The organism is Aestuariivirga sp., assembly GCF_046093005.1.
Classification (GTDB): domain Bacteria; phylum Pseudomonadota; class Alphaproteobacteria; order Rhizobiales; family Aestuariivirgaceae; genus Aestuariivirga.
In genome coordinates, this window is sequence record NZ_JBJTER010000083.1 from 1 (window position 1) to 10,918 (window position 10,918).

Consider the following 10,918-nt stretch of genomic DNA (forward strand, 5'->3'; position numbering starts at 1 on the left):
TCGTTGGGGCCCCTTCCTCTCCCGCTTTGCGGGAGAGGACGAAGGCGGGTGCATTCCGTTGACTGCACAAAGCTCTGGGAGTGGTGTTTGCTTGACTGAACCAGGTACAATTTCTCAGCCGGTATCCAGCCTCCGCCAGCTCCCGAACATGCGCGCATGACGGGCACGGCGAAGATCGCTTGCCGAAATCTCTGGAAGGTGTTCGGAGAAGATCCGCTTGGCTTCCTGAAGAGTCATGACTTCAAGCCGGCGGAAGAGGATTTCGCCAGGGCCAAGGCCATCGGCGCGGTGCGTGACGTGTCGTTTGACGTCATGCCGGGCGAGATCCTCATCATCATGGGCCTGTCGGGCTCCGGCAAGTCGACGCTGATCCGCGCCATCACCCGCCTCAATGACCCGACCGCGGGCCAGGTGCTGATGGACGGCCACGACCTTCTCAAGGCAAGCCCCGCCGAGCTCATCGAGCTGCGCCGTCACAAGATGGGCATGGTGTTCCAGCATTTCGGGCTCTTGCCGCACCGCACCGTCATGTCGAATGTCGCCTTCCCGCTGGAAGTGCGGGGCGCCAGCCGCGAGGAGCGCGACGCGCGCGCCCGCGACATGATCAGGCTCGTCGGCCTCGAGGGCCGCGAGGATTATTTCCCGCGCGAATTGTCGGGCGGCCAGCAGCAGCGGGTCGGCATCGCCCGCTCGCTGGCGGTGGGCCCCGATATCTGGTTCCTCGACGAACCGTTCTCGGCGCTCGATCCGCTGATCCGCCGCGAGATGCAGAATGAATTCCTGCGCTTGCAGAAGATGCTGAGAAAGACCATCGTCTTCATCACCCATGATTTCGACGAGGCCGTGCGGCTCGGCGACCGTATCGGCATCATGAAGGACGGCCGCCTGGTGCAGCTCGCCACGCCCGAGGACATGGTCACCCGGCCCGCCGATGATTATGTGCGCGAATTCACCCAGAACGCCCCGCGCGACCATATCGTGACGCTGGCGGCCATCGCCTTGAAGCATCTGGCGCCCGGCGATGGCGCGCCGCTGTCCGGCGCCATGAAGCTCGCGGAGGCCGCCGCCCGCGTGCTGGCCTCGGACCGGCCCATCGCCGTCGTCGGCGCCGATGGCGCGCCACTGGGCGCGGTGACGCGCGAGGCGATGATCGCCGCGCTCTATCCTGAGCACCGCCCATGACCGATGCCGCCGCCGCCCTGCCGCGCCGTCCCCAGCTTGCCGCGACGCCGGGGCTTGCCATCGCGCTCTCATATGTGGCGCTCGCCGGGCTCGCCGTGTTGCTGGCCCATGCCGTTCCGGCGCTGGACAAATGGCCAGCCGAATGGGTGGTTCCGGTCCGCGACTGGGTCACCGCCTTTTTTGCCTGGTTCGCGGGCCTCCTGAAACCGGTGACGCGGGGCATCGCCTGGCTTCTCGCGCAGCCGCTGGCGCTGATGGAGGCGCTGCTCTACCGCGGCGTGCTGGCCTGGAAGTGGCCGCCGCTGCCCTGGCCGGTGATCGTCGGCGGCACCGCCATCCTCGCGCACTGGATCGGCGGCGCCAGGCTGTCTGTGTTCTGCGGCCTGTGCGCGCTCTACCTCGCGGTGTTCGGCCTGTGGCCAGACGCCATGCAGACGCTGGCCATCGTGCTGGTCACCGTGCCGCTGGCGGCGCTGATCGGGCTCATGCTCGGCATCTGGGCCACCCGCAGCAGGCGGGTTGAATACACGCTCAACCCGGTGTTCGACGTGCTGCAGGCCACGCCGCACATGGCCTATCTGGGGCCGGTGGTGATCCTGTTCGGCTTCGGCCAGGTGCCGGCGATGCTGGCCACGCTGGGCTTTGCCATTCCGCCCATGGCCCGCTGCACCATTCTCGGCATCCGCACCGTGCCCTCGGACATTCTCGAAGCGGGCCGCATGTCTGGCTGCACGCCGCGGCAATTGCTGTGGCAGGTGGAGATTCCGGCTGCCCAGCAGGCGCTGCTCCTCGGCCTCAACCAGGCGGTGATGCAGACGCTGGCCATGGTGGTGATCGCCTCGCTGGTCGGCGCTTCCGGGCTTGGCCAGAAGCTTCTGTTCTCGCTGCAGCAGCTGCAGATCGGCAAGGCGGTGGAGCAGGGGGTGGCCATCACGCTGATCGCCATCGTGCTCGACCGCATGACCCAGGCCTTCATGCGCCGGCCTTTCGCGCATACGCCGAAGGATTTGCCATTCCATCTGCGCCACAAGCATGTTGTGGCCTTCGCGGCGCTGACGGTGATCGCCATTCTGCTGGCCCATGTCTTTCCGGCGCTCGCCGTGCTGCCCAAGGAGATGACCCTGTCCTATGGCGGGCCCATCAATGACGGCGTGCGCTGGATCTCCAAGAACCTGTTTCCCTATGTGAAGCCGGTGCGCGACTGGATCACCATCTGGATGCTGCTGCCGCTGCGCGATTTCTATCTCTGGCTGCCGTGGCCGCTGGTCATCGGGGCGCTGTCGCTCACCGGCTATCATCTCGGCGGCTGGCGTCTGGCGCTGCTGCCCGCGGCCCTGCTCGGCTTCATGCTGCTCACCGGCTTCTGGACGCCGCTGATGCTGACCATCTATCTGGTCACCAGCTGCGCCATCATCTGCGTCCTGATCGGCATACCCATCGGCATCTGGGCGGCCAAGCGCGAACGGGCGGCGCGGGTGATCAACACCGTCTGCGACACGCTGCAGACCTTCCCCAGCTTCATCTACCTCATTCCGGTGATCATGCTGTTCCAGACCAGCGATCTCTCCAACGTCATCGCCATGCTGGCCTATGCGACCGTGCCGGCGATCCGCTACACCTATCTCGGCCTGTTGCGGGTGCCGCAGACCATCGTCGACGCCGCGGTTGCGTCCGGCACCACGCCGCGCCAGCGGCTGTGGAAGGTGGAACTGCCCATCGCCTTCCCCGAGATCCTGCTCGGCATCAACCAGACCATCATGATGGCGCTGGCCATGGTGGCGATCACCGCGCTCATCGGCTCGCGCGATCTGGGCCAGGAGATCTACAAGGCGCTGCCGGGCGCTGACACCGGCCGCGGCCTGCTGGCGGGGCTCGGCATCGCCTTCATCGGCATCACCGCCGACCGGCTGATCGGCGCCTGGGCGGCAAGGCGCAAGCGGGCGCTGGGGATGGCCTGAGCCATGCCCCGGGCCGCCGCGCCACGGGATCTGGCGGGCGCGCTGCTGCTGAGCCTCGCCTTCGGATCGATCCATGCCTTCGGCGTCTTGATGGCGCCGCTCGAACAGGCGCTGGGGGCCTCGCGCGGCGCGGTGAGCCTCGTCTATTCGCTGGCCATCGCCAGCCTCACGCTGGGCGTCTTCACAGCACCCCGCTTCTTGCCGCTGGGCGCTTCATGGCTGGCAGCGCTGTGCGGGCTCTGTGCGGCGCTGGGCATCGCCGCAACGGCGCTGCTGGCAACGCCCCTCGCCGCCTGGGCGGGCTTCGGCGTCGTCTTCGGCTTTTGCAACGGCGTCGCCTACAGCCTGTTCCTGTCACGCGCCGCCGCGGCGCTTCCCGCGTCGCCGGGGCTTGCCGCCGGGCTGGTGACGGCTGCCTATGGGCTGGGCGCGGCGGGCTTCGCGCAAGTCCTCGGGCTCGCCCTCCCGCGGCTCAACTGGGCGCAAGTGCTCTATGGTTTTGCCGCCGCCATCCTGGTGGCCGGCCTCGCCGCGGCGGCGCTGTTCGGCCGTGAGGCCGCAGCACCCGGCCGCACCGCCGGGGACAGGCCTCCGGCGGCTTTCACCCGCCGGCTGTGGCTGGTCTATTTCCTCGGCGCCAGCGGCGGGCTGATGGTGATCGCCCATGCGGCGGGCATCGTGGCGCCGGCGGCCAGCGCCACCACCCTCGTCGCGGTGGGCAATGTGGCGGGCAGCCTGCTGGGCGGCGTGGCGGGTGAGCGGCTTGCCGCACGCCTTTCGCTTGCCTTGCCGCTGGCGCTCACCGCCGCGGCGCTGGGCCTGTTGCTGGCGGTTCCGGCGGCGGGCCTCGCGCTGCTCGGCCTCTGCGGCTTCGCCTATGGCTGGCTGATCGCGGCGATACCCGTGGTGATCCGCCAGAGCCTTGGCGCCGCGGCCTTCGCGCCCGCCTTCGGGCGGGTGTTCACCGCGTGGGGCGTGGCGGGGCTTGTGGCGCCAAGCCTCGCCGGCCTGCTTTATGACTGGTCGGGCGGCTATGGCGGGGCCATCGGCCTGGCGCTGGCCGCGGCGCTGGCCGGGCTGCTGCTCGTCAGTTCCGGCGCAGCTTTTCAAGTCCGCTCGCCGCCACCGCAGCGATGATGATGGCGCCCACCAGAATGTCGCGCACATAGCTGTCGACGCTGAGCTGCGTGAGGCCGTTGGACAGCACGCCGAGAAACAGCACCCCCACCAGCGTGTTGACCACGCGCGGCTCGCCATGCGCACTCATGGTCATGCCGAGGAACACCGCGGCGATCGCGTCGAGCATCAGGCTCGCACCCTGGGTCGGGTTGGCGGAAGCCACCCGGCTCATATACATGAGCCCCGCCAGCGCCGCGCCCAGCCCCGAGAGCATGAAGGCGATGAGTCTCGTGCGCTTCACGTCGATCCCCGCCAGCCGCGCTGCTTCCGAACTGCCGCCCATCGCATAGAGATGGCGGCCGAACACCATGCGCTCCAGGATGAACCAGGTGATGATCAGCGCCAGAGCCGCCACGATGGTGAGGTTGGGAACCACAACCGCCGCATCGCCCGATTGCCAGACCGTCACACCCCCGCGCGCGAATTCGCCGAAGCTCTGCGGAACGGCACTGCCAAAGAAGGTCTTGCCGCCGGCCAGCAGGAAAGCCGCGCCGCTGAACATCGTCAGTGTACCAAGCGTCGCCACGAAGGGCATGATGCCGAGATAGCTGACGAACAGCCCGTTCAGCGCGCCCCCCGCGAGGCCCAGCAGCAGCGCGAGCATCAGCGCCGCGCCATCGCTTCCGGTCTCGCGGAAGGCCACCGCCGCCGCCACGCCCGCGAGGCTCGCCATCGAACCCACGCTCAGGTCATAATCGCCCATCGCCATCACGATGGTCATGGCGAAGGCGGTCACCGCCAGCATGCTCACCTGCTGGGTGATGTTGAACAGGTTGCGCCCGGTCATGAAGGTGCCGGGCAGCATCACCCAGAACAACACAACGAGCAGCAGGAAGCAGGCCAGAGTCCAGCCTTTGTCCTCTCCCGCGAAGCGGGAGAGGAAGGGGCCCCAACGAAGTTGGGGTAGGTGAGGGCGAGGGCCAGGCATCAGTATTGGTTTCCCCTCATCTCCCCGTTGCTTGTCCAGCAACGGGTCCCTTCTTCTCCCGCTCAAGAAGCGGGAGAAGACTTGGGCGGCATGACGGGCCGAACGCCGGCCTCACCTCACCGCCCAGCCTTGCTAGTCCTTGGCGTTGGCGGCGGTCACCAGCCGGGTCGGCACATAGATCACGCGCTGCCTGATCGTCTCGCCGGCCAGGTGGCGCTTCACGGCGTCCGCCGTGGTGGCGCCGATGCCCTTGAAGTCCTGCGCCACGGAGGCCTCGAAATTGCCGCCCGTGGCGATTGCCTCGCGGGCCTGCGGATTGGCGTCGATGCCGGTGATGACGATGCCCTCGCCGGTGCGGCCCGCCGCCTCGATGGCCTGCAGCGCGCCCAGCGCCGGCTGGTCCCAGGCGGCCCACACCGCGGCGATCGAGCCCTTCTCCGGGTTGGCGGCGAGGATCGCCTCCATCTTGGCGCGGCTGTCGGCGATGCCGCCGTCCTGCACATCGGGCGTCACGCGGTCGAGCACCTTGATGTCCGGGCTGTTCTTGAAGATCGCATCGGCGATCACGCCGCGCTGCTGCACCGGCGGAAAGGCGTCGAACACGAACATCACCACATTGCCCTTGCCGCCGAGCCGGTTGGTGACATAGCTGGCGGTGTCCGCCGCCATGGCATAGCCATTGCTGGTGACATTGGTGACGAGCAGCGGTGTCGCCCCCGCGTCCATGCCGAATACCGGAACGCCCGCCGTCTTGGCGGCTTCGAGCCCCGCCTGCACCTGTGCGGGGTCAACGTTGATGACGATCGCCGCAACCTTCTGGTTCGCCGCATCCTCGATGCGGCCCACCGCGGCGGCCACGTCGCCCTTGGTGTCGATGACATTCACCTCCCAGCCGAATTCCTTGGCCTTGGCCTCGAAGGCCTCGACATAGAATTGCGTGCCGGGCTGGGCGAGGTAGGGCGTGATCACCGCGATCTTCTCGCCCGCCGCCTGTGCTGCCGCGCCGGGCGCGAGCATCGCCGCGGCCATGCCCATGGCCATCATTGTCCTGCGGTTCATGCGCTGTTCTCCCCTGTTTCCCAATGCCTTGCGTGAAGGCCGGAGGATAAGCACAGCCGCCGCCCCGAAACAAGCTTGCTACTGGCTCCACCAGGCAACTCCGGTGACGGTGCACCTAATTCCCGCGAGACAATTCAAACAAAGACGTGGCGGAGATGGCGCAATTGAATGTGCTGTCAATGAAATGGCTTCACCGAAATGACCGCTGCCCCTTGATCTCGTCATGCCATGGCTCGGCCGTGGCATCTTCGTCCCGGCCACCACAGAAGACCCCCGGATCAAGTCCGGGGGTGATGACAGGGGGAGGGTCCTGCCCGCGTGCGTCCGGATTCGAGTAGAGCCCCATCCAAAACTGTTGAGCAGGACCCGGGCGACTGGATGGCGCTGGTGCTGCGGGCGCTGGCCGAGCTCACCGAAAATGCCAGCGTTGCCGCGGCGGGCCTGTGCTCGCAGGTCAACACCCATGTATTCCCCGCCATCATCTGGCAGGACAGCCGTGCGACGGACGATGCGGTGGCGGGCCCGATGACCAATTTCGGCATTCTCGACCAGCGTCTGGCGCTGTGCAATCTGCCTTTACGCCGAAATCAACCGCGCTTCAGGGCCTCAAGGAACTCGACGGTTGGATAGGAGTCGGCCGGCCAGCCCATTCTGATCTGTTCCTGCTTCACCGCCTGGCGGGTGGCGCGGCCGAGCTTGCCGTCCACCTCACCCACATCGAGACCTTTCGAAGCGAGAAGTTTCTGCAATTCGATGATCTGCTCGTAGGACAGCGCGTTCACCTCGCCGCGGCCGGGATCGATCTTGTCGGCTCCGGCGATGCGGGTGGCGAGATAGGCGGCGGTCAATGAATAGACCAGGGATTCATTCCACAGGAGATAGGCATCGGTGAAGTTCTGGTAGGCGAGGAAGGCAGGTCCATCCTTGCCCATCGGTAGCAGCAGCGAGGCCGGGAACTTGTCGGCCTTGAGCTTGCCATGCGCGCCCTTGACGCCCCATTTCACCCATTGGCTGCGCGGATGCTGGATGGCGATGTCCGCCTGGTCCCACGGCAGTTCAGCCGGAACCGTGACCTCCTCGATGTAGGGCTGATTGGCCTGCCAGCCGTGCTTCACCAGCAGGGCGGCGGAAGACGCCATGGCGTCCGGGATGGACTTGATGAGGTTACGGTGGCCGTCGCCATCGAAATCCACCGCGTTTTCGAAATACTCCTTGGGCAGGAACTGGGTGAGGCCGATCTCGCCCGCCCATGCGCCATGCATGTCTTCGCGGTCGAGGTCGCCATTGTCATAGAGTTTCAGGGCGCCCAGAAGCTGCTCGCGAAAACGCTCCGGACGCCGGCAATCCCAGGCCAGGGTGGCGAGCGAGGGAACGGTCGGGAAGTCGCCCAGGTTCTTGCCGAAATCCGTCTCGAAGGCCCAGAAGGCGACCAGCACCTCGCCCGGCACGCCGTAGCGCTGCTCGATGGCGTCAAACAGCTTCTTGTTGCGCTTGATGATCGCCCGGCCTTCCTTGATCCGGTAGTCGGACACCATGCGTTCCTGGAACTTCAGGAAGCTCAGCGAGAACACGCTTTGCGAACGGTCCTTCTTGATGATGGCCGGCTGGTATTCGACGCCATCGAGCAGTGACAGGCCGCGCTCGCTGATCCCCGCCGCCGCGGCTTCCTTGCGGAACTCCTTGAGGAAACCCTGGAAGCCCTTGGCCGAATTGCCGCAGCTCGCGGCCTCGGCCGCGCCTGCCGCCAGCGCAAAGGCCAGAAGGCTTACTGCCATCATCGTCACATTCCGCATCGGTGGGTCTCCTGATTCGATTTCGTGGTCCAGACCATGTGCGCGCGCCCAGGCCTCAGCAAGTGGTATCGGTTTGCCCGGCGAAACACCGGAATGCCGCCATAGGGGCTTTGGTTAGGCAGCGCTTTCGGCAAATTCATGGCCGGCCGCCCGTCGCGACCGGGAATTCCTCCTGGACCACGGGCAAAATGACAAAAGCCCCTGCCGCCAGGCGGCAGGGGCTCAGATCATCAGGTTATGCAGGTTCAGTTCGTCAGTGCGGCTTCTTGCTTCGCACCACAGCCGTGGCCTAAGCCGGCTGCGGTCTGAGCTTCGCCGGCAGGAGGTGTCGCGGCAGCCGGCACGATTTCCACCACCGGCTGGGCGGGCGTCTGCGGCGCAGCGCTGTCGGCGAAAGCCGGTGACGCGATGGCCGCGAGAGGGGCGGCGGCGGACAGAATGGACTTCATCGGCGGTCTCCCCTGTTTGGATATCACTGCTATTATAACGCAGACCGGGCCAAAAGGTTCACACGATCAGGTGATCGCGGCAAGCCGGGCGCGAAGCTGCTCCACCCGGGCATCCGCCACCACCGCGGCGCGGGCCGCAAGCACCGCGCAGGACCGCAGGATCACCCCATCATCCAGTATTTTCAGATTGTTAGCGGCCAGCGTCGCCCCGGTGGTGGTGATATCGACGATCACCTCGGCGATGCCGGCGGCGGGGGCGCCCTCGGTGGCGCCGAGGCTTTCCACGATGCGGTAGCCTGTCACACCCCGGGCGGCGAAGAAGCGCCGCGTCAGGTTGCGGTATTTGGTGGCCACCCGCAGCCGGCGGCCATGGCGCTCATAGAAGCTTTCGGAAATGTCGTCGAGATCGGCCATGGTGGCCACGTCCAGCCAGCACTCCGGCGCCGCCACCACAACGTCCGCGCGGCCGAAGCCGAGACGCAGGAGAATATCGACTCCCGGGTTTTCGGCGGTCAGCTTCTCGCCCAGCAGGTCCTGGCCGGTGACACCGAGATCGAGCTTTCCGTCGTGGAGGTTCTGGGCAATCTCCGAGGCCGGGAGAAACGCCACCTCGACGCCTTCGATGCCCTGCAACAGCCCGCGGTAGGCGCGGTCCGCCCCCAGCCGCTCGATGCCGAGGCCGGCGCGCGTCAAGAGCGCCGCCGTCTCCTCCATCAGCCGGCCCTTGGACGGGATGGCGAGGGTCAGCAGCCTCATGCCAGCACCGCCTTGAGCCGGTCGGTGTGGATGGCGCAGCCCACGGCGGGAACCGGCCGCGGCGCGCCCATGTCGGAGAGCAGATTGTCATAACGCCCGCCGCCCGCAACGGTCACCGGCCCATGCGCCGTGTCGGCCTCGATCTGGAAAGTGAAGCCCGTATAGTATTCAAGCTCGCGCCCGAAACCGGCGGCGAAATGAAAGCGCCGCGGGTTGAGGCCAAGCTCCTCCATCTCGAACAGCCGCCTTACATAATAATCCCTGGCGCCCGCGAAACGCTGGCCAGCGGCAATCTTCGCGAATTCCGCGTCCATGGCCGAGGCCTCGCCGGCAATCGCCAGATAGGCGTTGAGCGCCTGCGCCTTCGCGGCGGCGAGCGGCGTTTCGGCGAGGTCGGCGGCCTTGCCCGCCAGCCGCTCGGCGATTTCAAGCGGCGTTCTGCCGCCCACCAGCGGCAGCTTGCGGGCCGCGAATTCGGCCTCCACAACCTCCAGCGCGTCGCCCGCCGCCACCCGGCTCACCAGCGGGAACAGGCTCGTGCGGCGGGCCTCGCCAGCGGCCTGGTAGCTGTCGAGAAGTTCACGGAAAGCCGCGGGCCGCCAGAATTGCTGGCGCAGCCGCTGCCGCCAGCGCGCCGGCATCGCGGTATCCTCCAGCAGGGCCGAGAACAGCCCGACATCGCCGAAGGTGACGCGGTAGCGCTGCAGCCCCGCCGCCTCCAGCGCCGAGATCGTGAGCTTCAGCACACGCGCCTCCACCGCGATGGGATCGGCGGCCCCGAACCACTCAAGCCCCGCCTGGGTGAATTCCTGCGGGCTCAGCAATTCGTCGGGAAAGCGGAAGGCCGGGCCCAGATAGCAATAGCGGCGCTCGGCTGACGGGTCATCGGCATGACTGAGGTGATAGCGGCAGGCCGGCACGGTGAGATCGGGCCTGAGGCACATTTCAGCGCCCGCCGGATCGGTGAACACAAAGGTGCGGGCCCGGATGTCCTCGCCGGAGCGCTCGAGGAAGATATCGGCGGGCTGGATGATGTCCGGCGCGATATGATCGAAGCCGGCGCGCTCGAACACCGCGATCAGCGCGGCATTCTGGCGTTCCAGCGCCTCGCGCTCGGGCCGCGGCTTACCGGCCATCGGGCCTCACCCGTCCAGCGCCTTTTTGACGGCGGCGACAAGCTGGGCCTCCGGCACCGAGACCTGCGCCAGGCGCTGCGCGGCATATTCGGCATGGCTGGCGATATTGCCCGCCAGTTCAGCGCCCAGCCGCAGGTCCTTGATCTGCACCTCGCCTTTCGCCTTCTCGTCGCCGCCCTGGATGATCACCAGCGGCGCGCCGCGCTTATCGGCATATTTCATCTGCGCCTTCATGCCGGCGGTGCCGGTGTAGAGCTCGGCGCGGATACCGCCGGCACGCAGATCTTGCACCATGCGCCAGTAATCGCCCTGACGGTCCCTGTCCATGACCAGCACCACGACCGGCGCAAGCGTCGATGATTCTTCCGCCTTGCCCACCAGCTTCAGCGCCGCATAGAGCCGCGATACGCCGATCGAGAAGCCGGTGGCCGGAACCTGCTGGCCGGTGAAGCGCGCCACGAGATCGTCATAGCGCCCG

At 67.0% G+C, this 10,918-nt stretch carries 11 protein-coding genes; 4 read left to right on the top strand and 7 right to left on the bottom strand.

Annotated features, from left to right (window positions below):
* The first annotated feature begins 156 nt into the window (after positions 1 to 156).
* From ACKOED_RS06725 to ACKOED_RS06735, 3 genes are read left to right on the top strand one after another with little or no spacing between them, the layout of a single operon-like run.
* Positions 157 to 1,182, top strand: coding sequence for a glycine betaine/L-proline ABC transporter ATP-binding protein (locus ACKOED_RS06725; protein ID WP_408915812.1), 1,026 nt, complete (start codon positions 157 to 159; stop codon positions 1,180 to 1,182).
* The gene (locus tag ACKOED_RS06730; RefSeq protein ID WP_408915813.1) at positions 1,179 to 3,140 is read left to right on the top strand and encodes an ABC transporter permease; all 1,962 of its coding nucleotides are present in this window, start codon (positions 1,179 to 1,181) and stop codon (positions 3,138 to 3,140) included. Before ACKOED_RS06725 ends, ACKOED_RS06730 begins: the two co-directional genes overlap by 4 nt.
* Before the next feature lie 3 nt (positions 3,141 to 3,143).
* Complete coding sequence (locus tag ACKOED_RS06735) at positions 3,144 to 4,277, top strand: hypothetical protein (RefSeq protein ID WP_408915814.1); 1,134 nt, start codon at positions 3,144 to 3,146, stop codon at positions 4,275 to 4,277.
* Here ACKOED_RS06735 and ACKOED_RS06740 read toward each other — a convergent pair.
* Both ACKOED_RS06740 and ACKOED_RS06745 read right to left on the bottom strand, forming a co-directional pair.
* On the bottom strand, positions 4,228 to 5,247 hold the full coding sequence (locus ACKOED_RS06740) for an ABC transporter permease (protein ID WP_408915815.1): 1,020 nt from the start codon (positions 5,245 to 5,247) through the stop codon (positions 4,228 to 4,230). The genes ACKOED_RS06735 and ACKOED_RS06740 overlap by 50 nt on opposite strands.
* 132 nt (positions 5,248 to 5,379) lie before the next feature.
* Positions 5,380 to 6,306: a substrate-binding domain-containing protein gene (locus ACKOED_RS06745; protein ID WP_408915816.1), complete on the bottom strand. Its 927-nt coding sequence runs from the start codon at positions 6,304 to 6,306 to the stop codon at positions 5,380 to 5,382.
* 378 nt (positions 6,307 to 6,684) lie between these two features.
* Here ACKOED_RS06745 and ACKOED_RS06750 point away from each other — a divergent pair, with 378 nt between their 5' ends.
* Positions 6,685 to 6,936 carry a hypothetical protein gene (locus tag ACKOED_RS06750; RefSeq protein ID WP_408915817.1) on the top strand — a complete coding sequence of 84 codons (252 nt, stop codon included), beginning with the start codon at positions 6,685 to 6,687 and terminating at the stop codon, positions 6,934 to 6,936.
* On the opposite strand, the gene ACKOED_RS06755 is transcribed toward ACKOED_RS06750, so the two are convergent.
* From ACKOED_RS06755 to ACKOED_RS06775, 5 genes are all read right to left on the bottom strand, one after another.
* Entirely contained in the window at positions 6,894 to 8,084 is a 1,191-nt protein-coding gene (locus ACKOED_RS06755) for a lytic murein transglycosylase (RefSeq protein WP_408915818.1), read from the bottom strand. The two genes, ACKOED_RS06750 and ACKOED_RS06755, sit on opposite strands and share 43 nt — an antisense overlap.
* A gap of 260 nt (positions 8,085 to 8,344) precedes the next feature.
* Positions 8,345 to 8,548, bottom strand: a complete 204-nt coding sequence (locus tag ACKOED_RS06760) for a hypothetical protein (protein ID WP_408915819.1) — start codon at positions 8,546 to 8,548, stop codon at positions 8,345 to 8,347.
* 66 nt (positions 8,549 to 8,614) lie between these two features.
* Complete coding sequence (gene hisG, locus ACKOED_RS06765; protein WP_408915821.1) at positions 8,615 to 9,304, bottom strand: ATP phosphoribosyltransferase; 690 nt, start codon at positions 9,302 to 9,304, stop codon at positions 8,615 to 8,617.
* Entirely contained in the window at positions 9,301 to 10,440 is a 1,140-nt protein-coding gene (locus ACKOED_RS06770) for an ATP phosphoribosyltransferase regulatory subunit (RefSeq protein WP_408915822.1), read from the bottom strand. Before ACKOED_RS06770 ends, hisG begins: the two co-directional genes overlap by 4 nt.
* Positions 10,441 to 10,446: 6 nt before the next feature.
* Positions 10,447 to 10,918 (bottom strand): His/Gly/Thr/Pro-type tRNA ligase C-terminal domain-containing protein (locus tag ACKOED_RS06775; protein ID WP_408915823.1); only part of this gene is annotated, 472 nt, incomplete at its 5' end.

Coding starts and splice junctions, on each gene's coding strand:
- ACKOED_RS06725 (WP_408915812.1), top strand. CDS start 157: ATGACGGGCACGGCGAAGATCGCTTGCCGAAATCTCTGGAAGGTGTTC.
- ACKOED_RS06730 (WP_408915813.1), top strand. CDS start 1,179: ATGACCGATGCCGCCGCCGCCCTGCCGCGCCGTCCCCAGCTTGCCGCG.
- ACKOED_RS06735 (WP_408915814.1), top strand. CDS start 3,144: ATGCCCCGGGCCGCCGCGCCACGGGATCTGGCGGGCGCGCTGCTGCTG.
- ACKOED_RS06740 (WP_408915815.1), bottom strand. CDS start 5,247: ATGCCTGGCCCTCGCCCTCACCTACCCCAACTTCGTTGGGGCCCCTTC.
- ACKOED_RS06745 (WP_408915816.1), bottom strand. CDS start 6,306: ATGAACCGCAGGACAATGATGGCCATGGGCATGGCCGCGGCGATGCTC.
- ACKOED_RS06750 (WP_408915817.1), top strand. CDS start 6,685: ATGGCGCTGGTGCTGCGGGCGCTGGCCGAGCTCACCGAAAATGCCAGC.
- ACKOED_RS06755 (WP_408915818.1), bottom strand. CDS start 8,084: ATGATGGCAGTAAGCCTTCTGGCCTTTGCGCTGGCGGCAGGCGCGGCC.
- ACKOED_RS06760 (WP_408915819.1), bottom strand. CDS start 8,548: ATGAAGTCCATTCTGTCCGCCGCCGCCCCTCTCGCGGCCATCGCGTCA.
- hisG (WP_408915821.1), bottom strand. CDS start 9,304: ATGAGGCTGCTGACCCTCGCCATCCCGTCCAAGGGCCGGCTGATGGAG.
- ACKOED_RS06770 (WP_408915822.1), bottom strand. CDS start 10,440: ATGGCCGGTAAGCCGCGGCCCGAGCGCGAGGCGCTGGAACGCCAGAAT.